This is a genomic window from Streptomyces sp. NPDC048255 (assembly GCF_040652415.1).
Taxonomy (GTDB): Bacteria; Actinomycetota; Actinomycetes; order Streptomycetales; family Streptomycetaceae; genus Streptomyces.
Genome location: NZ_JBEZMA010000082.1, coordinates 1 through 24,754 on the forward strand (window position 1 = coordinate 1; position 24,754 = coordinate 24,754).

24 protein-coding genes and 1 pseudogene are annotated in these 24,754 nt (G+C 73.1%); 14 read left to right on the forward strand and 11 right to left on the reverse strand.

Annotation, left to right across the window (positions count from 1 at the left end; genetic code table 11):
• The first annotated feature begins 335 nt into the window (after positions 1-335).
• The 3 genes from AB0D94_RS34735 (at position 336) to AB0D94_RS34745 (ending at position 2,315) form a co-directional block, all read left to right on the forward strand.
• Positions 336-1,154 carry a lipase family protein gene (locus AB0D94_RS34735; RefSeq protein WP_362060789.1) on the forward strand — a complete coding sequence of 273 codons (819 nt, stop codon included), beginning with the start codon at positions 336-338 and terminating at the stop codon, positions 1,152-1,154.
• Positions 1,155-1,222: 68 nt separating this feature from the next.
• Entirely contained in the window at positions 1,223-1,615 is a 393-nt protein-coding gene (locus tag AB0D94_RS34740) for a hypothetical protein (protein WP_362060792.1), read from the forward strand.
• A gap of 43 nt (positions 1,616-1,658) precedes the next feature.
• Entirely contained in the window at positions 1,659-2,315 is a 657-nt protein-coding gene (locus AB0D94_RS34745) for a maleylpyruvate isomerase N-terminal domain-containing protein (RefSeq protein WP_362060795.1), read from the forward strand.
• A 6-nt stretch (positions 2,316-2,321) separates the two neighbouring features.
• On the opposite strand, the gene AB0D94_RS34750 is transcribed toward AB0D94_RS34745, so the two are convergent.
• The 4 genes from AB0D94_RS34750 to AB0D94_RS34765 all read right to left on the reverse strand — a co-directional run bounded on the left by AB0D94_RS34750 (position 2,322) and on the right by AB0D94_RS34765 (position 5,935).
• Positions 2,322-2,783: a hypothetical protein gene (locus AB0D94_RS34750; protein WP_362060798.1), complete on the reverse strand. Its 462-nt coding sequence runs from the start codon at positions 2,781-2,783 to the stop codon at positions 2,322-2,324.
• Between the two features lie 252 nt (positions 2,784-3,035).
• A complete protein-coding gene (locus tag AB0D94_RS34755) occupies positions 3,036-3,965 on the reverse strand; it encodes a hypothetical protein (RefSeq protein ID WP_362060801.1) in 930 nt (309 codons plus the stop codon).
• A gap of 166 nt (positions 3,966-4,131) precedes the next feature.
• On the reverse strand, positions 4,132-4,689 hold the full coding sequence (locus tag AB0D94_RS34760; RefSeq protein ID WP_362060804.1) for a histidine phosphatase family protein: 558 nt from the start codon (positions 4,687-4,689) through the stop codon (positions 4,132-4,134).
• A 124-nt stretch (positions 4,690-4,813) separates the two neighbouring features.
• Positions 4,814-5,935, reverse strand: a complete 1,122-nt coding sequence (locus AB0D94_RS34765; protein ID WP_362060807.1) for an amidinotransferase — start codon at positions 5,933-5,935, stop codon at positions 4,814-4,816.
• Between the two features lie 195 nt (positions 5,936-6,130).
• On the opposite strand from AB0D94_RS34765, the gene AB0D94_RS34770 reads away from it, so the two are divergent.
• Positions 6,131-6,496 carry a hypothetical protein gene (locus AB0D94_RS34770; RefSeq protein ID WP_362060810.1) on the forward strand — a complete coding sequence of 122 codons (366 nt, stop codon included), beginning with the start codon at positions 6,131-6,133 and terminating at the stop codon, positions 6,494-6,496.
• Between the two features lie 31 nt (positions 6,497-6,527).
• Here AB0D94_RS34770 and AB0D94_RS34775 read toward each other — a convergent pair whose 3' ends face one another.
• Positions 6,528-7,064, reverse strand: coding sequence for an isochorismatase family cysteine hydrolase (locus AB0D94_RS34775; RefSeq protein ID WP_362060813.1), 537 nt, complete (start codon positions 7,062-7,064; stop codon positions 6,528-6,530).
• Between the two features lie 245 nt (positions 7,065-7,309).
• Between AB0D94_RS34775 and AB0D94_RS34780 the strand changes: the two genes are divergently transcribed.
• On the forward strand, positions 7,310-8,047 hold the full coding sequence (locus AB0D94_RS34780) for a VOC family protein (protein ID WP_362060852.1): 738 nt from the start codon (positions 7,310-7,312) through the stop codon (positions 8,045-8,047).
• Here the strand turns inward: AB0D94_RS34780 and AB0D94_RS34785 are convergent.
• Entirely contained in the window at positions 8,029-10,593 is a 2,565-nt protein-coding gene (locus AB0D94_RS34785) for a SpoIIE family protein phosphatase (RefSeq protein ID WP_362060816.1), read from the reverse strand. The genes AB0D94_RS34780 and AB0D94_RS34785 overlap by 19 nt on opposite strands.
• Before the next feature lie 99 nt (positions 10,594-10,692).
• On the opposite strand from AB0D94_RS34785, the gene AB0D94_RS34790 reads away from it, so the two are divergent.
• Together AB0D94_RS34790 and AB0D94_RS34795 are read left to right on the forward strand one after the other, a co-directional pair.
• Positions 10,693-11,079, forward strand: coding sequence for a glyoxalase superfamily protein (locus AB0D94_RS34790; protein ID WP_362060819.1), 387 nt, complete (start codon positions 10,693-10,695; stop codon positions 11,077-11,079).
• A 112-nt stretch (positions 11,080-11,191) separates the two neighbouring features.
• Entirely contained in the window at positions 11,192-12,553 is a 1,362-nt protein-coding gene (locus AB0D94_RS34795) for a pyridoxal-dependent decarboxylase (RefSeq protein ID WP_362060822.1), read from the forward strand.
• 53 nt (positions 12,554-12,606) lie between these two features.
• On the opposite strand, the gene AB0D94_RS34800 is transcribed toward AB0D94_RS34795, so the two are convergent.
• Positions 12,607-14,208 carry a serine/threonine-protein kinase gene (locus AB0D94_RS34800; protein WP_362060825.1) on the reverse strand — a complete coding sequence of 534 codons (1,602 nt, stop codon included), beginning with the start codon at positions 14,206-14,208 and terminating at the stop codon, positions 12,607-12,609.
• Between the two features lie 301 nt (positions 14,209-14,509).
• On the opposite strand from AB0D94_RS34800, the gene AB0D94_RS34805 reads away from it, so the two are divergent.
• On the forward strand, positions 14,510-15,934 hold the full coding sequence (locus AB0D94_RS34805; protein ID WP_362060828.1) for a serine hydrolase domain-containing protein: 1,425 nt from the start codon (positions 14,510-14,512) through the stop codon (positions 15,932-15,934).
• Positions 15,935-15,947: 13 nt separating this feature from the next.
• Here AB0D94_RS34805 and AB0D94_RS34810 read toward each other — a convergent pair whose 3' ends face one another.
• Both AB0D94_RS34810 and AB0D94_RS34815 read right to left on the reverse strand, forming a co-directional pair.
• The gene (locus AB0D94_RS34810; RefSeq protein WP_362060831.1) at positions 15,948-17,405 is read right to left on the reverse strand and encodes an MFS transporter; all 1,458 of its coding nucleotides are present in this window, start codon (positions 17,403-17,405) and stop codon (positions 15,948-15,950) included.
• Positions 17,406-17,527: 122 nt separating this feature from the next.
• Positions 17,528-18,574 (reverse strand): ArsR family transcriptional regulator, encoded by a 1,047-nt coding sequence (locus tag AB0D94_RS34815; protein WP_362060834.1) that lies wholly within the window; start codon positions 18,572-18,574, stop codon positions 17,528-17,530.
• Between the two features lie 56 nt (positions 18,575-18,630).
• Here AB0D94_RS34815 and AB0D94_RS34820 point away from each other — a divergent pair, with 56 nt between their 5' ends.
• Positions 18,631-19,887 (forward strand): MFS transporter, encoded by a 1,257-nt coding sequence (locus AB0D94_RS34820; RefSeq protein ID WP_362060837.1) that lies wholly within the window; start codon positions 18,631-18,633, stop codon positions 19,885-19,887.
• Positions 19,888-19,919: 32 nt separating this feature from the next.
• On the opposite strand, the gene AB0D94_RS34825 is transcribed toward AB0D94_RS34820, so the two are convergent.
• The gene (locus tag AB0D94_RS34825) at positions 19,920-20,636 is read right to left on the reverse strand and encodes an intradiol ring-cleavage dioxygenase (protein WP_362060840.1); all 717 of its coding nucleotides are present in this window, start codon (positions 20,634-20,636) and stop codon (positions 19,920-19,922) included.
• Between AB0D94_RS34825 and AB0D94_RS34830 the strand changes: the two are divergent.
• From AB0D94_RS34830 to AB0D94_RS34840, 3 genes and pseudogenes are all read left to right on the forward strand, one after another.
• Positions 20,635-20,862, forward strand: a pseudogene (locus AB0D94_RS34830) (hypothetical protein); the annotation flags it as partial. The gene AB0D94_RS34825 and the pseudogene AB0D94_RS34830 sit on opposite strands and share 2 nt — an antisense overlap.
• 5 nt (positions 20,863-20,867) lie before the next feature.
• On the forward strand, positions 20,868-21,002 hold the full coding sequence (locus AB0D94_RS34835) for a hypothetical protein (RefSeq protein WP_362060855.1): 135 nt from the start codon (positions 20,868-20,870) through the stop codon (positions 21,000-21,002).
• A 191-nt stretch (positions 21,003-21,193) separates the two neighbouring features.
• Positions 21,194-21,775 carry a hypothetical protein gene (locus tag AB0D94_RS34840; protein ID WP_362060858.1) on the forward strand — a complete coding sequence of 194 codons (582 nt, stop codon included), beginning with the start codon at positions 21,194-21,196 and terminating at the stop codon, positions 21,773-21,775.
• Here the strand turns inward: AB0D94_RS34840 and nadE are convergent.
• Complete coding sequence (gene nadE, locus AB0D94_RS34845; protein WP_362060843.1) at positions 21,772-22,602, reverse strand: ammonia-dependent NAD(+) synthetase; 831 nt, start codon at positions 22,600-22,602, stop codon at positions 21,772-21,774. The genes AB0D94_RS34840 and nadE overlap by 4 nt on opposite strands.
• 518 nt (positions 22,603-23,120) lie before the next feature.
• Between nadE and AB0D94_RS34850 the strand changes: the two genes are divergently transcribed.
• Both AB0D94_RS34850 and AB0D94_RS34855 read left to right on the forward strand, forming a co-directional pair.
• Entirely contained in the window at positions 23,121-23,615 is a 495-nt protein-coding gene (locus AB0D94_RS34850; protein ID WP_362060846.1) for a hypothetical protein, read from the forward strand.
• A 29-nt stretch (positions 23,616-23,644) separates the two neighbouring features.
• Positions 23,645-24,667 carry a hypothetical protein gene (locus AB0D94_RS34855; protein WP_362060849.1) on the forward strand — a complete coding sequence of 341 codons (1,023 nt, stop codon included), beginning with the start codon at positions 23,645-23,647 and terminating at the stop codon, positions 24,665-24,667.
• The last annotated feature ends 87 nt before the right edge of the window (positions 24,668-24,754 follow it).

The window sequence follows — 24,754 nt, forward strand, 5'->3', positions numbered from 1 at the left end:
AGCTCGTACTCGGCCGTACTCGCGCGGTCCGACAACGCGGCGAGGCGCCGTACCAGGCGGCGCGGGCCCGCGAAGATCGCCCGGACAGGGCCTAGTGCTGTGACCGGAAAGGTTCACCGGGTCGCGCCGCCCGGCACGGCACTAGGGCGCATCCTTCGGATCTTGCCGGCCCGCGGTCGGCCCGTGTACTGCGCCGTGGTGTCGGTAGGGCGCTTCAGGGGGCACGGCGCCCTCGTCCACAGTGACCTTTCGACGGGTGAATCCCCGCGCCCACGGGGGTGATCACGCCGCGTCCCGCCTGCCGGCCGAGGGCGCGTTCCGGTACAACCACGACCGTGACCGCACCTGAGATCGACCACCACGCCGCCGGCTACAGCCCCGCCCACGCCTACCACCTGGCCCGGGCGGCAGCCCTGGCCTACAAGGACGAGCCCGAGATCGAGCGGCAGACCGCCGCGTGGGGCTTCGACCGGGTCCGTCACCACCGGACCCGCTTCACCCCGCCGTTCCCCCTGCAGCACACCCAGGCCTACACCGCCGCCAGCGACCACATGATCATCACCGCGTTCCGCGGCACCGAACCGGCGGAGATCCGCGACTGGCTCTCCGACGCCACCACCCCGCCGTGGCCCGGACCGGCGAAGACCGGATACGTCCACTACGGCTTCGGCGAAGCCCTGGAATCGGTGTACCCCGCCGTGAACGACACGATCGCCGAGCTGCGCACCAACGGCCAGAGCATCTGGTTCACCGGCCACAGCCTCGGCGGCGCCCTCGCCATGCTCGCCGGTACGCGCATGCACCTGGAAGCCCCGAACCTCACCGCCGACGGCATCTACACCTTCGGCCAGCCCCGCACCTGCGACCGCGTCCTGGCCGCGGCCTGCAACGAGGCCCTGGGCAAGCGTCTCTACCGGTTCGTGAACAACAACGACATCGTGCCGCAGCTGCCGCCCGAGCCCGCGTACACCCACGTGGACTCCCTGCGCTACATCGACGGCTCGGGCAAGGTCCGCGAGTCCATGACCCTGCTCGGCGGCCTCGCCGACCGCGCCAAGGGCCTGACGGCCGACCCGTTCGCCCCGGCCACCGACGGCATCCGCGACCACTCCATCAGCAAGTACGTTTCAGCACTGGGGAAGAACCTCACCTGACGCACAGCCAGTCACGATCGGCCGGTGCGCGCGGGCAGCATGGAACCGACTGAGGGACGAACGAAGAAATGACGCTGAGAGAAGGCCAGCGAGTACAGCTGGCAGCGGACACCCGGCTGTTCGACACGGCGGCTGTGACGGACGAGCCCTCGGCGCCGGCGGGAGCTCTCGCAGGGTCCCTCTCCCTTGCGGCGGGCACCGAGGGCACCGTCGCGCGGGTGGTCGAGCACCAGCACCAGAGCGACGGGGTCCGCGAGTACGAGCGCCTCAAGTCGCTCCTCGACTCCTTCGGCCGCGACATGCCCGCGGAAAGCAAGAAGCAACTCGAAGCCCAGGTCGGCGCCCTGGAGCCCGAGTGGCTCGACTACCAGAAGCAGGGGCCCCTCGTGACGGTCCGCGTCCGCTTCGACAACGGGTTCATCCTCGATGACGTACGGGAAGACCTCTTCGTCCCCAGCTGACGAGAAGACCCCGCGGGCCGTGACGCGGCGCTATCTTGCCGGTGTGGATCTCTTCTCACGCTCGTGGACGGCGTTGCGCACGGCGGTCGCCGAGCTCCCGGACGAGGATTTCGCACAGCCGTCCGGCTGCGCGGGCTGGCTCGTCCGGGACCTGGTCTGCCACCTGGTCATCGACGCACAGGACGTCCTGATCACGCTCGTGACCCCCGCCCACACGGAACCGACCCGCGACGCGGTGACCTACTGGAACGTCTCCGGGGCGCCGCCGACCGGTGACGACCCGCTCGACGCGCTGATCGTCCGGCTGGCGGCCGCGTACCAGCAGCCGGGGCTGCTCAAGTTCCACCTCGACGACGTCGGCGCGGCGGCCGGCCGCGCCGCCGGACTCGCCGATCCGGGCCTGTGGGTCGGCACCCGGGACGAGGTGCTCACCGCGGGCGACTACCTCAGCGCGTACGTCCTGGAGTGGACGCTGCACCACCTCGACCTGGTCGCGCACCTCCCGGCCGTGCCGGGACCGCCCGCGGAGGGGCTGGCCCGGTCACGCGAGATGCTGGAGGAGATCGCCGGGGCCTCGTTTCCCGCCTCGTTCTCCGACGAGGACGCGCTGCTGGTCGGCACCGGGCGGCGCGTTCCGACCGCCACGGAGAAGGCACGACTGGGCGAGCTGGCCGCGAGGCTTCCGCTCGTCCTCGGATGACCCCCGTCAGGCGGCACGCATGCCGGTACGCGGGTCGGTGCGCGTGCCGTCCGTGCACAGGGCCCAGACGACGAACACGGCGATGGCGATCGAGACGATGGCCCAGATCGGCGTGTAGGGCAGCCACATGAAGTTCACGACCACGCTGAAGGCGGCCAGCGCCACGCCCATCGCCCGGGCCCAGAGGGCGCCCTTGAGGAGACCGGCACCGACGACGACCAGGACGATGCCGAGGACGAGGTGGATCCAGCCCCATGCCGTCGCGTCGAACTTGAAGACGTAGTCGCCCAGGCTGGCGTAGACGTCGTCATCGGCGATGCCGACGATCCCCTTGATCACGCCGAGGACTCCGTCGACGAGGAGGAGTACGGCGGCGAACATCGTTCCGCCGGCCGCCCAGGCGCTCCGGCTGTCGTAGGACCGGCCGGGGGCCGGATCGGGAGGCTGGGGCGTCGTGTGCTGGGCCACGGGGGCTCCTTGATCTGAGGGAACGCCGGTTCGGGCGGAACTTCAGCTTCGGGGGCGGGGCCGGGAGGGGACACCCGGACGCGGCTGTTCGGGTGACGCCCCGTAGGACCCGCCCCGCGGAGACCGAGACCTGAGCGGCGGCGACCGCCGGCGCCGGCATCGGTGACCGTCGACCACGCCGCCGAGGCGGCCCGGATCGCCCGCACCGGCCGGTGCGGGCGGTCAGGTCGTGGCGCATGGTCCCGGCCGGGGTCAGGCTCCGCAGAACGACATCGTCCGCAGATATCCGCCGAGGTTCTCGTCGTCGGTGCCGAGGACGGTCTCGGCGGACCCGGGCAGACACTCCACTGCCTCGATCTTGTACTGCGGGAAGGTCCCGAGCAGGGACGGCGAGGCCGCGAGCGTGACCCGTACCCGGCCCGCCGCCGACACGTTCACCCGGCCCGCATCGGTCACCGCGGAGTCGAACGGGCCGTCGTCGCCGGCGTCCGCCGCCGAACTCACGATGATCCGGCCGGAGTCGGTCACCGAGATGTCGGAGATGTGCCGCGTGCCGTCGGCGGCGGGGTACGGCGCCCGGTAGGCCCGGCGCGTCACCGACCCGAACAGCGGCTGGCCCCACGAGGCGAACGTCAAGGGCGCGGCGTACAGCGTGGCGGGACGGTCCGCGCCGGCTCCCCGGTCCGCCCACAGGGCGGCGAGGTTCCCGTTCTGGGCGACGATGGCGAAGCTCTCGAAGTCGTCGCCCTCACCGATCGCCGGCAGTGGCGTGTAGTCGACCACCTTCGCTGTCGAGCCGGTGACCTGGAGGCGGTAGACGATGCCGCGGCCGGTGAGGGCCAGGTACTCCCCCGGCATGCCGGGGATGGCTTCGATGGCCTCCAGGTCTACCGGTTCCGGCCCGTCCCAGGTGATCGGGGAGACGCCGTCGGAGCCCTCCCAGTGGGTGATCCGGGACAGGCGCTGCTGTCCGGTCCGCTTGTTGTCGTGCACGACCAGCGCGTGCACTCCGGCTCCGTCTCCGGTACGGCCCTCGTAGGCGAGGCCGCTGACACCGCTGCGGGCGTCGCCGCCGACCTTCTGCCATGCGCCGTCCGCACCGGCCGGTGCGGCGGCGAGGACCGTCAGCAGCACGGTCGCCGCGGTGAGCCAGGCCGTGCGCTGCAACTTGGGGAGTTCCACTGGGGTCGCTCGCCTTCTCTGTCCGACGGACGCGAGGTCACGCGCCGGACGCCACGCTATTGATCATGGTGAGCGTGTCCCAGTACCGCTTGCACCGTTCGGCGGGGCGTGAAGGGGCACTCGGAGGGCGCGCGCCGCACGCCGAATGCCGCAACCCCCGTCCGGGTCAGTGGGCCGGCGACCAGAAGGCCGTCAGGCGCCCCTCGCCCGGGGTCAGGCCGTCCCACCCGCCCGGCAGGTCCACCACCACGACGCCCGACGTCGGGAACCCCGCCCTGAGCCGGTCCAGCAGGTCCCCGGGGCCGGTGCCGCACAAGGCCGAAGCCAGCTCGTGGATGCCGGAGTTGTGGCCGACCAGCAGCAGGCAGTCGAGCCCTGCTCCTCGCTCGGTCAGTACGGCGACCAGCGCGTTCGGGGCCGCGTTGTAGAGCCTGTCGTCGTACACGGCGGGCGGCGGGTCCGTCAGGGCCGGGGTGATCAGCTGCCAGGTCTGGCGTGTCCTTCGGGCCGGGGAGCAGAGCGCCAGGTTCGGCTCGTAGCCGGACTCCGCGAGCCAACGGCCCGTCTCGTGCGCGTCAGCGCGTCCCCGCTCGCTCAGGGAGCGCTCGAAGTCCTCGGCCGTGTCCTTCGGCATGGCCTTCGCATGCCGGACCAGCAGCAGCCGGGATCCGGCCGCCCCTTCGGAGGCCGAGGACGTCACGTGTGGCGCGGGACCCGAGGACATGACCATCTCCTTCGCCGCGGGGCGGGCTGCGGGTGCGGGGTACACGGTCATCGTGCGGTGGGTCCGGGCGGTACGCACCCTCGCCTGGGCCGGTCGGCCCAGGGCAGCGCGCCGGTGTCCCAGCTCAGGGGAAATAGGATTCCAGGGTTCCGCGGCGGCGGACGTCGAGCGTCGCGCAGTGGAACGAGCCCCCGAACGGCGCGTAGTGCCGCAGGTCGCACGGTATCGGCTCGAAGCCCCATCCCTCGAGCGCACGGAGCATGCCCGTGTGATGGCGCTCCGCGATCACCCTCCTCTCGTCGATCATGAGGACGTTCATGCTGAGCCATTTGCCGCACATCGAGGTGATCTTGAGCAACGGCTCGTCGAGGGGGTCGGGCTCGGGGGCGATCAGGACGTCCCACGAGCTGAGTACCTCGGGCAGCCGGTCGACGTCGATGTACTCGGGATTCACCAGTACCCGGCCGGGCGCGAGCGGCATGAAGGTCGTGTCGATGTGCATGGGCGTCCGGCAGCGGCTCTCGATCTCGTGGATGCGGTAGCCGGGTCCGAGATGACGGCGCAGCCATTCGATGCCCATGCGGTTGGTGACGTTGCTCCGGGTGACGAACAGGTCGCGCCCCGCCCGTACGAAATCGGCGGCATCGAAGACCGGCTCGAATTCGGTGAGGATGTACCGCATGGGCGCGCCGGCCTCGGGGATGCGGAAGTCCCTGTCGAACAGGGCGTCGGTGAGCTGCGGCTTCGGCGCCGCCGTCCAGCGCGCGCCGCGCCGGAAGTAGTCCTTGAGGAGCGTGCGGTAGGCCTCGGTCTCGAAGTACCGGCACGGCCATGCCATCGGGGTTTCGATGATCTCTTCACCGACCACGAGCAGGCTGTCGCGCGGGCAGGTGTTGCAGAAGCCCCGTGACGACCAGTCGGGGGTGGCGAAGCGCCGGCTGTGGTCGACCACGTCCGGACGCGTGACGGTGACGCCCATGGACTGGAGGAGAGTGACGAACTGGTCGAGCTCCCGCTGCGCCGATTCGATCAGGATGCGCGGATACCTGCGGCCGGCGGCGAGGCCCTGCAGCCGCGCCGCCCACCTCGGGATGTTGCAGGCCACGACCGGATGGCTGGAGGGGATCGTCGCGCCGTCGAGGCGCCCCACGACGATCTCCTCCAGGGGGTCCCATTCGTTGTGGGAACTGACCGGGGAGACGAGAGGCTCGACGGCGTCACCGGGCGTGACGGATGACTCCTGCATCACGGTCCCACCGCGGCCCGCGGGTACGCCGGGGCCTCGTCTTCTGCTGCCACTCTCCGGACGCCTGGCCGCTGCGCTGCCGCCATGCTCGACCTCCTTCGCTCGCAGGAGTCGGTGACTGATTATATCCAGCGCGTCACCTTGCGCACGGTCGCGTCGGACCAGCTCCCCACCTGCGGGGCTACGCTCCGCAGGATGGAACGCGCAGAAGTACTGAAGCGAGTGATCGGCATCCTCACCGAGGCCCAGGAGATCCGCCGGGCCGCCGAGGCCGGCGAGGACGACGGCGGTACGACGGCGGCGGACTCGGTGGCCACGCAGCTCCTGAACGAGATGCTGCCGTCCATCAGCGTGCCGGCCGACGCGTCGCCGCAGCAGGTGGCAACCCTGGTGGCCCAGGCGCTCGGCCCGGCCCTGCACACGATGGTCTCCGGATTCAGCCTGGCCTTCACCAGCCTCGCGATGGCGCACGACGGCGGGCGGACGGACGTCTCCTCGATCGAGGTCCTCCAGGAACTCGCCCTCGAAATCGAGGCGGGGACCTACGACGAGGGTCCGTAGGCCTCGGCCGAGGGCGGCCGGGGCGTAGCCGTCAGCCCAGGGCGTCGGCGGCGGCGGTGATGCGCGCCGACATGTTGGTCTCCATCAAGCGCAGCGCGGCGTCTGCGAGGTCCGGGTGGATGTGGGCGACGGCGTCCCTGGCGACGGTGACCGACAGGTGACGGATGTGGGCGTCGAGGGCGGAGTACAGCACGCACTGCTCGGTGACCTGTCCGCACAGGACGAGGTGGGAGACGTCCAGGGTGCCGAGCAGGTAGGCGAGCGGCGTCTCGTAGAAGATGGAATGGCGCGCCTTGACGACGAAGTACGCGCTCCCGTCCGGCCGCACGGGCTCGACCAGGTCGGCGTGCGGCCCGGCGAGAGCGGCTTCGAGGATCTCCCCGTGGTGGGAGCGCCACTTCCCGAAGTTGTCGTTGGCGTAGATCACCGGCAGTTCGCGTTCCCGGGCCTGCTCCAGCAGGTCCACCACGGCGGGCAGGGCCCGTGCGACGGAGGGGATGAGCCGGTCGGCGTCCTCGTGCTCGTACGTGTTGAGCATGTCGATGATGACGAGAGCGGTCGTCGTCATGGTTTTCGACCTCGCACGGACGGAGCACGCGGGAACGGGAGCACGATGATCTCTCGGCTCGCCGGCCACCGCCGTCCGACACGCGGCGGCCTGCGCCACCGGGCCCGGCAGCCGCGCCTCACGGTCCGCCCCCGCCGTCGGGACTACCGTGGGAAGGGTCCCGTCCCCGCGAGCGGCAGATGAGGCTGGCAGCTGTGTCGACGTCGAGCCACGAGATCTTCGGTGCACCGTGCTGGGTCAGTCTGATGGCCCGGGACCTCACCACGGCGCAGCGGTTCTACGGCGCCGTGCTCGGCTGGGAGTTCCGGCGTACCCGGCTCGGGGACGGCTTCAGCGTGGCGTTGCACGACGGTACTCCGGTGGCCGGCCTCGGGGCACTGGCCGCGAGTTTCCCCGTGCCGGTGGCCTGGACTCCGTACTTCGCCGTCGACGACGCCGATGTCGTCGCCGCACGGGTCCGGGAGCGCGGCGCCACCATGGCGGTCGGCCCCCTCGCCTTCGGTACGGGACGCGCCGCCCTGGCCGCGGATCCCGCGGGAGCGGTCTTCGGGTTCTGGCAGGGCGAGGTCGTTCCGGACTGGTCTGTGGGACGCGGTAGCGCCCCGGCCTGGCTGGAGCTGCGCACGCGCGACGCGTTCGCGGCCGCGATCTTCTACGGGGAGGTCCTCGACTGGGCCGGCGAGCGGCGCGGATGCTGCTCGGTCTCCTACGAGCACGACCACGTCGTACTGCGCCACGGCCACGACACCGTGGCACGGATCTCGGGCGGCGCCGTCGAGGAGGACCCGGACCCCTCGGTCCGCCCCCGCTGGCACGTCCACTTCCGGGTGGCCGACCTGGAGGAGACGGTGCACGCCGCCACGAGCATGGGCGGCAAGGTCGTCTCGCCGGTCGCCACGTCCAGCGTCAGCCGGTCGGTCGTCCTGGCCGATTCCGACGGGGCGCTGTTCACCGTGGTCGCGTCTCAGGAGCCTTCCGCCTGAGGCGGGGGCGCCGCGGGAAGGTGCACGGCCAGGACGCAGACGTCGTCGCGGCGGTCGGGCCGTGTCGCGGCCAGGCTGCGGGCCAGCGTGTCCGGCTCCCCCGCTGTCACGAGCCGCAGAGCCGTTGCGGCGAGCCGGGCCAGCCCGGTGTCGATGTCCTCCCCCGGCTCCTCCACGAGGCCGTCGGTGTACAGGACCAGATGATCGCCGGGTTTCAGGTCCAGGATCTCCTGGGCGTAGACGGCGTGGAAGGCCGCGCCGAGGAGAGCGCCCTCCGGCAGGGGCAGGAACCGCGCCGTGCCGTCGCGGAGCAGGAGGGGCGGCAGGTGTCCGGCCCGCACCCAGGTCAGGCGATGGTTCCAGGGCCGGTAGCGGGCCATCACCATGGTGGCGGTGGCTCCCGAGCCGTCCGAGGCCGTGTGGAGCAACAGGGCGTTGAGCCTGGCCAGTACATCGGGCAGGGCCGAGCCGGTGACCGCCATTCCCTTGGCGGTGAACCGCAGTTGGGCCATGGTGGCCACCGCGTCCAGACCGTGCCCGGCGACGTCTCCGACGACGAAGAGGGCGCTGGCGTCCGGCAGTTCGATGGCGCTGTACCAGTCGCCGCCGACGTTCAGGCCGCTGACGGAGGGGACGTAGGCGACGTCGATCCGCAGGCCGGCGATGTCGAGGGACTGCGCGGGGATCGGCAGCAGCGCGTCCTGGAGCCGGGCGGCCAGCTCCCGCTCGGCCTGGAGCATGCCCCGCTGGACGAGGACCGCCCGCTCGCTGTCGCGCAGGGCCAGTTCGGTGTCGCGCTGGGCGGTGAGGTCCTGGAAGAAGCCGTGCACCTCCACGGGAGTGCCGTCCGCGTCGGTGCGGGTCTCCGCGACGATCCGCAGGTGCCGCTCCCCTCCGCCGACCGTGACGCGGAAGGGCTGGTCGATGGCCCTGCCCTCGCTCAGGAGGCGCTGGACCGCGGCCGCGAGCGGGGGCAGGTCGTCCGGGACCAGGTGGAGGGGAAGCTCCTCCAGCGTCATGGGCCCTTCGGCGGGGTCCCGGCCGAAGATCTCGTAGACCTGGTCGGACCAGGTGATCGTGTTCGTCACCAGGTCCCAGCCCGCCCAGCCGAGATTGCCCAGCCGCTGCATGTCGGCGAGCCTGCGCGCTTCGCGGTCGTCCGCGTCCAGGCGCACCCAGGACACGATCAGGCGGCCGTCTACGCGCGCGACGCGGACCGAGTAGGAGGATTCCCCGGGTACTCCGGCGATGACCTCCTGGTAGGTGAACGGGTTGCTCTCGAAGACCGTTCCCGTGGTCAGCGTGTCCTGGTAGCCGTCCCAGAGCGCGGTCCCCGCCACCGTCGGATAGGTCTCCAGGACACACCTGCCGACGAGCTCCTTGCCGGTGCGCCCGGCCACGTCCGCCGCCTCCGGGGAGGCCGCGTCGATCCGGTAGTCCTCGACCTCACCGTGCCGGTCGCGCAGGGGTGTCAGGAGGATCACCGAAGCGGGCAGCACGTCCAGGATCCGCTGGACGGCCTCCACTTCCTCGTCGGCGGCTCGGACGGCGGAGCGCGCACCGTCCCGCAGATGGCCGGCGCACAGCCGTACGGCGCGCCGCCACAGCGCCCGCGTCTGCGGGGTGAAGGAGGTGCCGGAGGATCGGAAGAGCCCGACGACGGCCCTCGGGCGTCCCACGCGGGGCACGGGGATCCAGGCACGCGACGGCCAGCGTTCCGGCGGGTCCCCGATGAGCTCGTAGCGCACGCGGTCGCGGGCCAGGTCCTCCAGCCACACGGGCCTGCCCTCGGCGACGGCTTCCAGGGCGGCGATGCGGCTCAGCGGCGGAACGTGGCTCCACTGCCTGGCCAGCTCCGCGTCGATCCCCGCCGACGCGCGGAGGTCCAGGCTTCCGGAGGGGTCGACGCCGTAGATCATCACGCCGTCCAGCCCTCCGCCTCCTCCCAGGAGCGTCAGCAGGAGTTCCGCGACGTCCTGCGGACCGCGGGCATCGGCGAGACCCTGCGCCAGCCGGGATAGGACCGCGGGTCCCCCGGCGGCGCAGTCGGCCGGGGCCGTCGCGTCAGCGGTGGAGGTGAGGTACCGGCCGGAACTGAAGACCGGCGTCCGGAGCGGCGTGCCGGGGATTCCGGGGTTCCCGGGGATTCCGGGGTTTCCTGCGTCGCCGGGGACTGCTGCGTTCCCGCGGTTTCCTGCGTTCCCGCGGTTTCCTGCGTTCCCGGCGTCCGCCGAGGCCCCCGGGGCCCCGTCCGCCGCCGCCGGGGCGGGTACGGGGGTGACCCTGCCCAGGGTGATCCAGCACTCCTCCATGAGGGTCCGCCGCCGCTGCGCGGCGCGCCCGACGAGCATCTCGTACGCGGATTCGGCCGAGACCCCCGCTTCGGCCATGAGGGCGCCCTTGGCCCGCTCCAGTACGGCCGAGGCCGCCGCGATCCCTTCCATGGCCGCGATCTCGGACCGCAGCCTGGCCACCACCTTCGCCAGAGCCAGCACGTCGGAGCCGGCGGACGCGGACTCGCCGGGGAGCGCCGAATCCCTGTTCATGCTTCGAGCATCCCACGTCTGCCACGGGGGACACCGCCTGCGGGCGGTGACGGGCCCCGCATCGTGGACTGCGGTCCCGGTCTGCGCGAGGGTGGGGGCATGGTGCACGTACTGGGCAGCAGGGTTCTGCTGCGTCCCACGGACCCCGAGCGCTCCCGCGCCTTCTACGGCGACACCCTGGGGCTCGCCGTCTACCGCGAGTTCGGCACCGGCCCCGAGCGCGGCACGGTCTATTTCCTCGGCGGCGGCTTCCTCGAGGTGTCGGGGCGCGCCGAGACGCCGCCCGCGCCGGGTCTGCAACTGTGGCTCCAGGTCGCGGACGTACAGGCGGCGTACGAGGAGCTGCGCGGCCGGGACACCGAGGTGCTGCGGCCCCCGCTGCGCGAGCCCTGGGGCCTGATCGAGATGTGGATCGCCGACCCCGACGGCGTGCGGATCGCCGTCGTGGAGGTACCGGCGGACCACCCGTTGCGCTATCGCCCCTGATCCGGGCGGAGGGTACCGCGCCGTGCCGGGCCGGACCTCACCCGGCGCGTGGAGGAGCGCCCGCGCGGGGCACGGCTTGCGCGGCGTGGGCGGCGGTCTCATAGTCCGAGGTATGGACGCGCGCGAGGCGGCGCTGCGACAAGCACACGGCCATGCCGTGCGCTGGCTGGCGAGTCTGTCCGACCGGCGGGTTCCCGCGCGGGCTTCGGTCGACGAGATCGTGCGCGCGCTCGGTGTCGACCTGCCCGACGGTCCCGGGGTGCCCGCCGATGTCGTCGACCTGCTGGCCACGGCCTGTGAGCCCGGGCTCACCGCGTTCCCCAGCGGCCGCTTCTACGGCTTCGTGGTCGGTGGGACCGAACCCGCCGCGCTGGCCGCGGACTGGCTGGTCAGCGCCTGGGACCAGAACTCCGTGATGCGTGCCGCCTCGCCCGCGTACAGCGCGGTGGAGGACATCGCCGGCGCCTGGCTGCTGGATCTGCTCGGCCTGCCGGGCGACAGCGCGGTCGGCTTCACCACGGGCGCCACGATGGCGAACTTCACCTGCCTCGCCGCAGGGCGCGACGCGGTGCTGCGGCGCGCCGGCTGGAACGTCGCCCATGACGGTCTGCAGGGTGGGCCGGCCGTACGCGTCCTCGCCGGCGAGGACCGCCACATGGCCGTCGACCTGGCTCTGCGCTACCTGGGGCTCGGCACGCCGGAACTGGTGGAGGCGGACGGCCAAGGACGCATCGAGCCCGCGGGACTGCGGCGCGCCCTGGCGGCCGGCGGCCAGGGCCCGACGCTCGTGGTCCTCCAGGCCGGGGACATCCACTCCGGCGGCTTCGACCCGTTCCCCGAGGCGATCCGTGCCGCGCGGGAGGCGGACGCCTGGGTGCACGTCGACGGGGCCTTCGGACTGTGGGCGGCCGCCTCCCCCGCGTACGCACACCTGACGGCGGGCAGCGCCGACGCCGACTCCTGGGCGACGGACGCGCACAAGACCCTGAACGTGCCCTACGACTGCGGCCTCGCCCTCGTGCGCGACCCGTCCGCGCTCCGGGCGGCGATGGGCCTGCACGGTGACTACCTCATCCAGCACGAACAGGGCGACCCCATCGACAAGGTCCCCGAACTCTCCCGGCGCGGCCGGGCCTTCCCCGTGTGGGCCGCACTCCGGTGCCTCGGCCGGTCGGGGGTGGCCGACCTCGTCGAGCGGCTCTGCCGGCACGCCTCCGCCTTCGCCGCAGGTATCGCCGGGATCGAAGGTGCGACGGTCCTCAACGACGTGGTGTTCACCCAGGTCTGCGCCGAGTTCGGCGACGACGCCCGCACCGAACAGGTCCTCACGCGGCTCCTCGACGACGGCACCGCGTGGATCAGCGGTTCCACGTGGCACGGCCGCCGCGTCATGCGGATCTCGGTGAGCAACTGGTCGACCACCGACGAGGACGTGACGCGCGCGCTCGGTGCCATCCGGCGCGCGGCCGGCTGACCGGCCACGTCGGTGAACTCGGGCCTCGCCTGCGCCGCTTCGGGCCGTGCGCGTCAGTCATGGCGGGTCAGGGCCGCGGGAGCGCCGGCCGACTGGGCTCCTTCCGTCTCCAGGGTCAGCCGGCCGGACTCCGCCAGGGTGAGTACGTAGAGGTTGCCCCGGGGGCAGTCGAAGGTGGCCGCACGGTCCGTCGGGTGGCTGGTCACCGCCGCGAAGACCGCGGTGTCCTGCTGGACCTGCCGCAGCTCGAGGGCCTCCGTGCATCCCAGGTTCCGGCCGCTGGAAAGCTCCTTCAGGTTGCTGACCTGCCGGCCGACGATGTCGCCGACGGCCCCCGCGTTCAGCGTGACGGTCACGTCGAACGCGGCCGTCCTCGCCCGGGTGATGCCGTCCGCGTCCGGCGTCCCGGGGCCGACGCCGGACCACGTACCGACCCACGCCGCCGGCAGCGAAGGCGCGGAGGACGGCTGGGCGGAGGGGGACGGGCTGGGCGAGGCGCCGGGGGACGAAGCCCTGTCGCGGTTGCCGTCACCGTCGCCGTCGCCGGGAAGGCGGATCGCGAGGGTGACGGCCGCGGCGAGGACGGCGGCGCCGGCGGCCGCTCCGATCACCTGGGGCCGACGGGACGCCCACCCGCTCCCGCGCCCGGTCGGAGCCGGGTAGGCGGGGGTCGGAGGCGGGGTCCCGGGGGCCGTGGACGGCGGGACCGGCAGGGCGGCCGTCCCCCCGGGAGCCGATACGGGCGCCTGCGGTGCGGCGAGGAGTCCCCGGAGCTCGGCCTCCCGCCGGCCGACCTCCGCGGCCAGGGCCGGTGGCACCGCCCCGCTCCACTCGCCCTCCTCGGCGGCGCCGAGCCGCGCCCGGAGCTGCTCGGCGGCCGGGCGCCGCTCCGGGTCCTTGGCGAGGCACTCCCGTACCAGCGGAAGCAGCGGTTCTGGCACGCCGTCGAGGAGCGGCTCGTCGTGGACGATCCGGTACAGGAGGCCCGGCAGCTGCAGTTCCTCGCCGGCTGCCAGGAAGGGGCTGCGGCCGGTGGCCGCGTACACGAGGACCGCGGCGAGGGAGAACACGTCCGCCGGTGCGTCGGCCACGGCGCCGTTCGCCTGCTCCGGCGCGAGGAAGCCGGGCGTGCCGATGACGGCGCCCGTCCGGGTGTGGCGCGGGTCGCGCACCGCGCGGGCGATTCCGAAGTCGATGAGGTAAGGCCGCTCCAGGCCCAGCAGCACGTTCGCCGGTTTGATGTCGCGGTGGACCACCCCCGCCTCCCGTACGGTGACGAGCGCGGCGGACAGCTCCCGGGCCAGGCACCACAGGGCCGGTTCCGGCAGGGGCCCGTAGCGGTGCACCCAGTCGCCGAGCGAAGGCGCGGCGACGTACTCCGTGGCCAGCCACTGCGGTGACGCGCCCGGCGGGCTGAAGTCCACCACCGAGACCGTCCACGCACAGCGCACGCGGTCGTTGGTGCGTATCTCCCTGGCGAACCGTTCGGCGAAGTCCGGCTCCAGGCTCAGGTCCCGGTGCACGGTCTTCAGGGCCAGCGGCCGGCCGGACGCCGTCCGCGCCAGGAACACCTCGCCCATGCCGCCCTCGCCGAGCCGCGCCAGAAGGCGGTACCCGCCGATGTCCGCCGGGTCACCGGGCCGCAGTGACTCCACCGACTCCCCCTGTCCTCAGGACCGTTGCTGCCCCGCAGTGTACGGACGTCCGCCGGGCCGGCCGTCTCCGGTGGGACCGCCGGGCGGGGCGGGCCGCCTTGCCACCGGGGCGGTCCCGTCGCCACTGATCGAGCGGGCCGGGGGCGGGAAGTGACAAATGTAACGGCCTGTCAAGGTGCTTCTCCTTCTGGAGGTTGATGCCTGTTTCGTCCTGGCGGAGGAAGAGGCGTCGCGGGCCGGCGGCGAGACTCGAGGTGTCCCAGATCGCCGGGCCCCACCGGGCCACCGACGAGGAGTCGCCTTGCCCCGCACCCGTCCTGCCGACCACCCCGCCGACCGATCCGCCGACCGTTCCCGACGGCGGCTGCGCCGCGCCGCCGCGGCGAGTGCCGTGACCGTGGCCCTGCTGGCCGGCCTCGCCCCGGCCGCGAACGCGGCCGGGCAGGGCCCGCTCCCCGCTTCCGCCCCGGCGACGGACCGGCACCTCGACCGGGCCCAGCTCCAGGCAAAGCTGAAGGCGTTCCAGGAGGCGGGCGTGTACGGCGCCTTCTCCGCGGTCCGCGACGGCCGCGAGCGCTTCGACGGGGCCGCCGGTCTCGCCGACGTCTCGACCGGACGCCCGGCCCGGCCCGACCTCCAGCACCGCGTCGGCAGCGTCACCAAGACGTTCACCGCCGTCGCCGTACTCCAGCAGTCCGCGAAAGGCCGGATAGACCTGGACCGCCCGGCCGGCGACTACGTACCAGAACTGCTGCCCGGCGAGCGCGGCCGCAAGGTGACCGTACGCATGCTCCTCAACCACACCAGCGGCATCAACGACTACATCCTGGACGCCTTCCCCTCCCTCCAGAAGGGGACCACGGACAGCCTGGACGACCAGCGGCTGCGCACGGTGGAGCCCGCCGAACTGATCGGCTACGGGGTCGCCCGGCCGCAGCTGTTCGAACCCGGCACCGACTGGAGCTACTCGAACACCAACTACCTGCTGCTGGGCGAGGTGCTCCGCAAGGTGACCGGCCAGGACCCGGAGCGGCTGATCACCCAGGACGTGATCCGGCGGGCGGGCCTGCGGAACACCTACTTCCCCGGCACCGACCCGTACATCCGCGGCGCTCACCCCCGGATGTACGAGAACTTCTACGGGCTCATCGACCCGCCGCGCGACTACAGCGTCTACAACATGACCTGGGTCGGCACCGCGGGCGCGCTCGTCTCCACCCCGCAGGACCTCAACACCTTCTACCGCGCCCTGCTGACCGGCGACCTCCTGCCGCAGCGCCAGCTGGACCAGATGCGCACCACCGTCGATGTCAAGAACAAGGAGGGAGCGGTGGTCATGGGCTACGGCCTCGGCATCTACACCCTGGACACGCCGTGCGGCCCGGCCTGGGGCCACGACGGGGCCGTCTGGGGCGCCGGCACCTGGGCCCTGTCCAGCCCGGACGGCACCCGGCAGTTCGCGGTCGGCCACAACCTGATGAAGTACCAGCGTCCGAACGCCGACGGCACCGCCTTCGACCCGCACCCGGCGGACGCCGCCCTGGTGGAGTACCGCGACCAGGCCCTCTGCGGCACCACCGCGCCGCGTACGCCGGACCCGGCCGGGAAGGACCGTGGCGCGGACCGTGGCGTCGAGGCACCGGCCCCCGCGATCCCGGCCGCGCCGCGCGCGCTGCCCCCGGCCGGCCCGGCGCTCCCCGTCCCGCTCGCGGCCCCCGTTCGCTGAGCCGGACGGGGCGTCAGCAGCGACGCCCCCTGGGTGGTGGCGGCGGTAGCGCCCCGGTTTCCCCCTCACGCCTGACCAGGGCGACGAGGAAGGTCAGGACGATTCCCGCCGCCACCACGAACAGGGTGGTGCTGATCCCGTGCGCCGTCCCGCTGCGCAGCTGCTCCCCCGTCAGGCCGTCGAGGCCGGCCGTCGCCACGAGTACCAGGACGGCGAGCCCCATGGCGGCGCCCATCCCCGAGCCGGTCGAGGCGATCCCGGAAGCGATGCCCTGATCCGCGTCGGGCACACCGATTCCGGCGGCGATGAACATGGCGGTGAAGACGATGCCGTCGCCGATGCTGAGGGCGACGAGCCCGGGGAGCAGCGCGGTGTAGGAGCCGTCCGGGGAGATCGCGAAGCCGAGCAGGACGGCGCCGAGCGCGCCGACGGCGAGGGCGCCGAGGAGGGTGCGCCGCAGGCCGCATCGCGTCACCAGCTGGCCGGCGGTCGTCGACCCGGCGACGACGACCGCCGTCGGGACCAGGAATCCGGCGCCGGTCTGCAAGGCGTCGTAGCCGAGGACCTCTTGGAAGTAGATCGAGAGGAAGTACAGCACCGAGCCGAACGTCGCCATGAACATGAAGGCGATGACGAGGCTGGTGATGAGGCTGCGGTTGGCGAGCAGCCGCGGGGGCACGAGCGGGTCGCTGCTGCGCCGCTCGACGAGCGCGAAGACCGCCAGCAGGAGCAGCCCGGCCGCCGCGCTGACGAGGATGCCGGGCGAGAGCCAGCCCAGTGCCGGTCCCTGCACCAGTGCGAACACGATCGAGGTGACCCCGAGGGTGACGCTGAGCGCACCGGGCAGGTCGAACCTGCGTCCCCTGTCGCGCTGTCGGTCCTTCGGGATCAGCACGAAGGCGAGGAGCAGGGCGGGAAGGGCCAGTACGACATTGACGAAGAACACCGCTTCCCAGCCGAAGGCGTGGGTCAGCACTCCCCCGAGGAGTACGCCGATCACGAGCCCGGCAGCGCCGGCGCCGCCCCAGATCCCCAGCGCCCGGTTGCGTGCGCGGCCTTCGGCGAACGTGATGTTGATCAGGGCCAGGGTGGTGGGGAAGACCAGTGCGCCACCGAGGCCTTGTACCGCGCGTGCGACCAGGAGCATCGCAGGCCCGGTCGCCAGGCCGCCCACCAGCGCCGCACCGGCGTACAGGCCGAGGCCGGCGGCCAGTACGCGGCGTCGTCCGACGAGGTCCGCGGCGCGTCCGCCGAACAGCAGGAAGCCCGCGGAGGCGACGGCGTAGGCGCTGATCACGGACTGCAGCGTCCGTGCGGAGTAGCCGAGGTCGTGGGCGATGTCGGGGAGCGCCACGACGACGATGTACTGGTCGAGCGAGACGGTGAACATGGCGAACGACAGCAGCGCGAGGGTCGCCGTCTCACGGTTCCAGCCGAGCCCGCTCGGCCGGGAAGCCCCGACAGATGCCACAGCAGCACTCCTCGACGGGAACCGTTCGAGTCGGATGGTTGCGGAATGTGCCAGTGTGTCACGAGGTGGCTGATCCACCGGTTCACCGACTCACCGGTTCAGCGACTCACCGGCTCGGCGACTCACCGGCTCGGCGGGCTTCCGGGCGGGCCTTGCGGGCGTCCGGCGGTGAGCTGGTCGCCGAGGGGGCTCCGCCGGTACAGGACCTGCCTGCCGTGGCGGGCGCGGGTGACCAGTCCGGCGGCGTACAGCACGCGCAGGTGCTGGGACACGGCGCTGGGAGTGACCCGCAGGCGGCGGGCAAGCTCGATCGTGGCCAGCGGCTCCGCCAGCAGGCCGAGCAGCCGCGCCCTGGGCGCGCCGAGGAGCGCTCCCAGGGCCGCCGGTCCGCCCGCCGCTCCGGAGGGGTCCTGCGCGGGTACGGGTGCCCAGAGCGTGGCCACCGCACGGCTGGGGTAGAGCAGCGACGGCGGTTCCTCCGGGCCGACCGGGGGCGCGGGCTTGTGGGCGAACACGGAGGGCACCAGCAGCAGACCCCGGCCGGAGGCCTTCGTGTGGTACCCGAGGATGGTCCGGTCGATGCGCAGGACGCCCCGGGTCCCGTCGTCCTCCCAGCTCAGCTGGGGGTGCATGTCGGCGAAGAGCAGCCGGGCGCCGCCCCGGGCCAGTTGCCGTGCGCGGTAGGTCATGTCGGCCTCGGCGACCAGCCTGATCTGCGGCCAGACCGGCTGGACGGCGAGCTCCCAGTACCGGTGCAGGAGCGCGCAGATGGTGTCGCGGAGCGCGGTGACGGGTGCGTCCTCGGCGGCGGTCGCCACGTGCAGGGGCGCGGGCAGCGGGTCCGGCGCGTGCGCGGCCAGCAGATCGCGGCGGACCAGGCCGGGCGGGGTCCGGCGTACGACGGCCAGTTCCTCCTCGAAGGCGGGCTCGAAGCCCGCGGGCCTGGGGGTCAGGAAGTCCGGGAGGGTCAGCCGGTCCGCGACCAGGGACATCAGCAGGCCGGTGTCCAGGTCGCCGAGCCGGCTGAGAACGGACCTGCGCCAGGGCAGGTGGAGTGCGGACAGGCCCGGGTCGCGCAGCACCCGCAGGCTCAGCACGGTCTCGCCCAGCGGCGAGACGGCGAACCGCGTGTGCGCGAGGTCCTCGACGCCGAGTTCGAAGCTGATCATTAAGGCGTACGCTACATCAGTTGGCAGGGCGCGGCCGGTGCCGTGGACTTCCCTCCATGACCTCCCCGACGCCGCCGGCCGGCCCCGACTCCTCGGCTGCCCCGGATTCCTCGGCCGCCCCGACTCCCGCTCCGGGCACGGTCCCCAGGGGTGGCGGACTGAGCCGCCGCCTGGTGCTGCTCCTGGCCGTGACCTGCGCGGTGGCCGTGGGCAACCTGTACTTCCCGCAGGCCATCGGGCCGCTGATCGCCGCCGGGCTGGACGTCCCGGCCGACGCGGCCGCGCTGGTGGTGACCGCCACTCAGATCGGCTACACCGCCGGGATGGTGCTGCTCGTTCCGCTCGGCGACCGGATCCGGCACCGCTCGCTGCTCGTCGTGCTGCTCGCCCTGACCGGACTGGCCCTGCTGGGCGCGGGCTGCGCCTCGGCCCTGCCGTCGCTGGTCGCCGCCAGCGCCCTGGTCGGGCTGACCACGGTGGCCGCGCAGATCATCGGCCCCCTCGTGGCCGGTCTGGTGGCGCCCGACCGCAGGGGCGCCGTGCTCGGCACCCTCCTGAGCGGATCGACGGCGGGCATGCTGCTGGCCCGGACCTTCAGCGGGACGCTCGGCGAGTGGCTGGGCTGGCGGGCCCCGTACTTGGTGGCCTCGGCGGTGGCCCTCGTACTGGCGGCCGTCATGGCGTACGCCGTACCGGTGACGACCCCGGCCGCCGACCGGCGGCCGTACGCGACGTTCCTGGCCGAGCCGCTGCGCCTGCTGCGCACCGAACCGGAGCTGCGCCGCTCCTGCCTGAACCAGGCCGCCGTCTTCGGGGGGTTCTCCGCCGCGTGGACCAGCCTGGCCCTGCTGCTGACCGGCCCGGTCTACGGGCTGGGGGCGGAGGCCGTCGGTCTGCTCGCCCTGGTCGGCGGGGTCACCCTGCTGTGCACCCCCTTCGCCGGGCGGCTGGTGGACCGCCACGGGCCCGGGCCGGTGAACCTGGTCTCCCTGCTCGCGGTCCCCGTCTCGGCCGCGGTCCTCGCGGCCGGCGGCCTGGGCGGTCCGGTGGGCCTGGTCGCGCTGACGGCGGGCACGCTGCTGCTGGACGTCGCCATGCAGTGCGGCATGGTCGCCAACCAGTCACGGGTGTACGCGCTGCGCCCGGAAGCCCGCAGCAGGCTCAACACCGCGTACATGACCTGCGCCTATCTGGGCGGCACCGCGGGTTCCTGGCTCGGCGTCCGGGCCTGCACCGCCATCGGCTGGACGGCGGTCTGCGCCCTGATCGCGGGGCTCGCGGCGGTCGCCCTGGCACGCCACCTGACCCGCTGAGCGACTGCCTCGGCCGTTGCCGCAGCCGCCGCTCAGGCGATTCCGACGGTGTACGCGGCCCGGTAGCCGGCGCCGTCGGGTTCCGGGGCCAGCGTCAGGGTGGCCCCGGAGTCCCGGTAGCGGTCGTCGCGGCCGTTGGGCTTCTCCGGCGCCTTCCGGCGGGCGTAGGGCTGCCGGGCGTACAGCTGGAGCAGCAGGTCCTCGGGGAAGAAGAGGTGCGAGGAGGTCTCCGTACGGGCGTCCGGGTGGACCTTGAAGTGGATGTGCGGGGCCAGGTGCGCGTACCAGCCCGGCACGATCGTGCGGAACACGCAGGTGCCGGCGCTGTCGGTGACCTGCGTACCGCGCAGGAACCCGTCCTCGCCGTTCGAGTACACGCCCTGGGCGTCGGCCTGCCACAGGTCCACGGCGGCGCCCTCGATCGGGCGGCAGCCCGCGGAGACCCGGACCACGGTCAGGTCCAGCCGCAGCGGCACGCCTTCACGGCCGCCGGTGATGTCCGAGCGGACCCGGTCGAGGTCCAGGTAGTTCGGTCCGGTGCCCCATTCCGTGGCGAGCACACAGCCCGGAGTGGCCTTGCCGGCAAGGGGGGTGGCGGGCTGCGACGTCTGCTGCGGCGACGTCTGCTGCGGCGTGCGCAGCACCGCGGTGGAGGTGCCGCAGGCCGTGGCCAGCGCGGCGACCGCGGCCGACCCGGCGGCCAGCAGCAGCGCGCGGCGGCTGGTGGGGGAGGTCGGGTTCTCGGCCATGCGCAGCCCCTCACGCGTACGTCGTCCTCGGGCCGTCGCGTACGGACGGCCGCAACCACCGTGCCGGACGCCGGCGGGCCCGGCGGCGGCCGACACGCTCCCTCACCCGGTCAGCAGACAAGATCACCCCCGGGGCGGCCGCAGCTTCCCGGGGGCGCCCCAGGACGGCATCAAGGAGCCACGGAGGGGTTTCGTCATCCGCGGCGGCCGCGAGCTGGAGGACCACATGGAGTGCCTGGGGGACCTCTTCCTGCCGGTCCCGTCGATCGAGGCGACCTCGTCTTCACCACGATCGGGTCGCTCACCGAGAACTCGGACAACGGAGACCACCACGCCGCGGCCGGGCTGTTCCCCGACACCCCCTGACACGCGTCGCGGTCACGGCCGGATTCCGAGCAGACAGGGGCCCGGCCCCGCGCCGACGATGACGGGGGTCAGTGCGGCGGTGGGGAGGGGCGTGGTTCAGCGTGTCGGCACACGGGGCGGAATGGAACCTGGTCAGCGGTCGGCCCGACCGACGCCTGCGCGCGGGGGTTCTGGGTTATCGCGGGTACCGGATGGCATTGGACCGGCCCAGGCGGCGCCTGGAACTCCCCGACGGGGTGGTGACGTTGGTCCTCGGCTTCCAGGGCCGGCTGCGCCTCACCGATGTCGGGGAGTACGACGGCGCGGCGGCCGGCAGAGCCGGGGTGCAGGCGGGGGCGTCCTTCACCTCGCTGGTCTCCGCCGTGCGTTCACGCGCCACCATCGGTGAGCACAGCGGCATCCTCCACGGCATGGAGGTCCTGCTCGCGCCGTGGGCCGCGTACACCCTGCTCGGGGTGGACATGCACGAGTGGGCCGACAGCATCCTCGACCCGGCCGAGCTCGTGGGGCGGCGCGTCGACGACCTGGCCGGGGCGCTGGCCGCCCTGCCGAGCTGGAACCGCCGGTTCGAGTTGCTCGATGCGACGCTGGCGCAGTGGTCGGCGGCAGGTCCGCCGTGCTCGGCGCGGGTGGTGTGGGCCTGGGGGGAGCTGTCCCGTACCGGCGAAAGCACGAACCTTGACCGGGGCGGGGCTTGGGCGTGCCAGCGGCTGTCCCGCCGATCGGGCCCGGACACACCCCGGGCCCGGCCCGATCGGCGAGGCACTCGCTAAGGCGCGATCGGGAGCATGCGCTTGTGCTCGGTGAGGCGGTAGCGGCGGACGATCGCGTCGAAGGCGCGTTCACCGACGGGCTTGCCCTCCAGGAAGTCGTCGATCTCGTCGTACGTGACTCCGAGCGCGTCCTCGTCGGCCTTGCCCGGGTCCAGGGTCTCCAGGTCCGCCGTCGGGGTCTTCCAGACCAGCTCGGCGGGGGCGCCGAGGGTGTCGGCGCAGGCCCGTACCCGGCGCTTGGTCAGGCCGGTCAGCGGGACCAGGTCGGCCGCGCCGTCACCGAACTTGGTGAAGAAGCCGGAGACGGCCTCGGCGGCGTGGTCGGTGCCGACGACCAGGCCGTCGTGCGCGCCGGCCACCGCGTACTGGGCGATCATGCGCTGGCGGGCCTTGATGTTGCCCTGGACGAAGTCCTGGTGGTGGGCGTCCCGGAAGGCGGTGCCGCCGGCCAGGGCGGCTTCCAGCGCGGCGTCGCTCGCGGGCTTGACGTCCACGGTCAGCACCCGGTCGGCGTTGATGAAGCCGAGGGCGAGCTGGGCGTCCTGCTCGTCGGCCTGGACGCCGTAGGGCAGCCGCATCGCGTAGAAGGTCGCCTCGTGGCCGGCCGCCCGGGCCCGCTCCACGGCGAGCTGGCAGAGCCGGCCGGCGGTGGTGGAGTCAACGCCGCCGCTGATCCCGAGCACCAGGGAACGCAGGCCGGTGGAGGTGAGCCGCTCGGCGAGGAAGGCCACCCGGCGCTCGATCTCCAGCTGCGCGTCGAAGGTCTCCGACACCTGGAGTTCCCGGGCTATCTCCTGCTGCAGGGCGGTGGACGCCGGCTGGCTCACTGCTGCTCCTCGTGATCGTTCGTGGTCGTTCGTGGTCGTGCAAGCGCTGACCCGCCGACCCTAGCCGAAGCGACCGCCGCGGATTCCGTCGGCCACGTCCGCGAACTCCGCCCCGCAGCCCGGCCGGGACAGGCCGAAGGGGGCCCGTTGCGCCCGAGCGGGCCCGGGGCTCCGCGTACCTACGGCTGCGGAGACCGCCGACCGCCCGCAACCCCGTCCACGTTCCATTCCCGCGGCAGTTCCCCGTCGCAGAAGACACAGACGAAGTCCTCCTCCCGCACGACGTTCAGCTGCCCGCAGCCGGGAGGATGCGTCGGCCATCGGCTTCTGGCCGGACCAGTGCCCGCACATCAGCCGGGTCCACGTACCGCGGAGGGGCTCCGACGGGTCGGGGGGACGGCCCGGGCCGGCGGGTGGGGCCGGGGCGAGGGCCAGCGGGTGCGGGGGGCACGCGGATGGGGGAAGCTGGGTGTGGCCGCAGCACCGGCGGCCGGCAGAGCGGCGAGGAAGGTCTTTTCGTGAACGTTTCAGCAGGTGGCCGCCCCGTACGCGCATCCCGGTACAGGGGGCGGACGACCACCCTGCTGTGCACGGTGGCAGCCCTGACGGCGGCCGTGATTCCGGCCTCCGCACAGACCGGTGGAACGGCATCGGCCCGGACGCCTGATCCGACGGATCCGGTGGTGGTCGTCGACTGCTTCTCCCAGGCCCAGATGCGCCCGGAGGATTACCTCCTGGCCTGCGGGGACGGGAACAACCGCCTCGTCGGACTCCGCTGGGACACCTGGGGACCGCGGACCGCGACGGCCACCGGCACGGATATGGTGAACGACTGCCGCCCCTACTGCGCGGCCGGCCGCTTCCGCCCCTACCCGGTCAAGGTGACCCTGAGCGCCCCGCAGACCTGGCCCGAGCACCCCGACGTCCAGCGCTTCACCACGATCCGGATCCTCTACACCGACACCGCACCGGCCCCGGTCCCCAAGGACGTCACCTACAAGCTCGTGTACTGACGAAGCAGCCGGCGCGGCGGGAGGACGACATGGCCCGGGACGGGACGACGGGCGGGCAGCTCGACGAGCTCGCGGCCTTCGCCCTGGAGCATGCGGCCGGCGCCCCGGCGGAGGGCGCGGGCGCGGCGGCGGTGTTCCTGTTCGCCGACGACGTCGAGGACCGGTACCTGTACACCTTCACGGAGCTGGCCGAGGCGTACCTGCACCTGGCCGACCCGGCCCACGGATACCTGCGGTGCGCACTGGCCTGGTGCCCGGCCCCTGGGGTGTTCGCCGTCCAGGCCCAGGAGATCGGGAGCAGCGCGTCCTTCCTGCTGACCCGGCACCATTCCACCGAGGGGCTGCCGGAGGGCGGGACCGTACGCACCGAGGGCGCGGAACCACTGCTTCCGGTTCCCGGCCCCGTGTCGAGGGTGCAAGCCGGGGAGCTGGCCGAGCTCGAGTACGAGATCGACCGGGCCTTCGACTCCGGGGAGGGGCTCGCGGAGGCGGAGGACCGGGTGCGCAGGTGGGTCGGGCGCGCGAGCGAGGCCGAATGGGAGGCCGCCGAGGAATGGGTGCGCGGACGCCTGCCCGCCGGCGACGAACCCGACCCGGCGGACGACGTACTCCCGGAACGGGACCTGGAGGGGACCCGTACGCCGGGACGGTACTCGATCACCTTCCGCGAAGGCGGCGCGCCGGGCGGCCGGGAGGCGGCCCTCGCGACCTGGGACCAGGTGGCTCGGCAGGCCCGCGACATCCTCGGACCGGAAGCCGTCGCGGACGGCGGGACGGCCCTGGAGGTTCCGGGTGGCGGGGTCCGGCTGGCCCTGGACCGGAGCTCCGGCGCGTACGAACTGTCGGTGGCCCTGCCGGCCGGCACCGCCCCGGCTCCGGCGACGCTGACGCAGCTCTACCAGCTGGCGCTGACCGTCCAGCTGGAAACCGGCCGCCGCGCGATCGACCCGCAGGCCGGGTGGTACGTCGACCAGGGCGCCGGTGCGAAGTGGGGACGGCGCCTCGGTCTCTTCTCCCGGGCGGCCCGTGCCTTCCGCCGCGGCCGTTCCTAGTGCTGTGGCCGGAAAGGTTTGCCGGGTCGCGTCGTCCGGTGCGGTGCATCGCAAGGCGGAGGGCCGCGGCTCGTACTGGACGTACCG

Excerpts from the sequence above, each read along its gene's own strand:
- AB0D94_RS34820 (WP_362060837.1), top strand. The coding sequence starts at position 18,631 with ATGACCTCCCCGACGCCGCCGGCCGGCCCCGACTCCTCGGCTGCCCCG.
- AB0D94_RS34765 (WP_362060807.1), bottom strand. The coding sequence starts at position 5,935 with ATGCAGGAGTCATCCGTCACGCCCGGTGACGCCGTCGAGCCTCTCGTC.
- AB0D94_RS34795 (WP_362060822.1), top strand. The coding sequence starts at position 11,192 with ATGGACGCGCGCGAGGCGGCGCTGCGACAAGCACACGGCCATGCCGTG.
- AB0D94_RS34740 (WP_362060792.1), top strand. The coding sequence starts at position 1,223 with ATGACGCTGAGAGAAGGCCAGCGAGTACAGCTGGCAGCGGACACCCGG.
- AB0D94_RS34785 (WP_362060816.1), bottom strand. The coding sequence starts at position 10,593 with ATGAACAGGGATTCGGCGCTCCCCGGCGAGTCCGCGTCCGCCGGCTCC.
- AB0D94_RS34825 (WP_362060840.1), bottom strand. The coding sequence starts at position 20,636 with ATGGCCGAGAACCCGACCTCCCCCACCAGCCGCCGCGCGCTGCTGCTG.
- AB0D94_RS34775 (WP_362060813.1), bottom strand. The coding sequence starts at position 7,064 with ATGACGACGACCGCTCTCGTCATCATCGACATGCTCAACACGTACGAG.
- AB0D94_RS34840 (WP_362060858.1), top strand. The coding sequence starts at position 21,194 with ATGGCATTGGACCGGCCCAGGCGGCGCCTGGAACTCCCCGACGGGGTG.
- AB0D94_RS34770 (WP_362060810.1), top strand. The coding sequence starts at position 6,131 with ATGGAACGCGCAGAAGTACTGAAGCGAGTGATCGGCATCCTCACCGAG.
- AB0D94_RS34780 (WP_362060852.1), top strand. The coding sequence starts at position 7,310 with ATGGCCCGGGACCTCACCACGGCGCAGCGGTTCTACGGCGCCGTGCTC.
- AB0D94_RS34815 (WP_362060834.1), bottom strand. The coding sequence starts at position 18,574 with ATGATCAGCTTCGAACTCGGCGTCGAGGACCTCGCGCACACGCGGTTC.
- AB0D94_RS34855 (WP_362060849.1), top strand. The coding sequence starts at position 23,645 with ATGGCCCGGGACGGGACGACGGGCGGGCAGCTCGACGAGCTCGCGGCC.
- AB0D94_RS34760 (WP_362060804.1), bottom strand. The coding sequence starts at position 4,689 with ATGTCCTCGGGTCCCGCGCCACACGTGACGTCCTCGGCCTCCGAAGGG.
- AB0D94_RS34790 (WP_362060819.1), top strand. The coding sequence starts at position 10,693 with ATGGTGCACGTACTGGGCAGCAGGGTTCTGCTGCGTCCCACGGACCCC.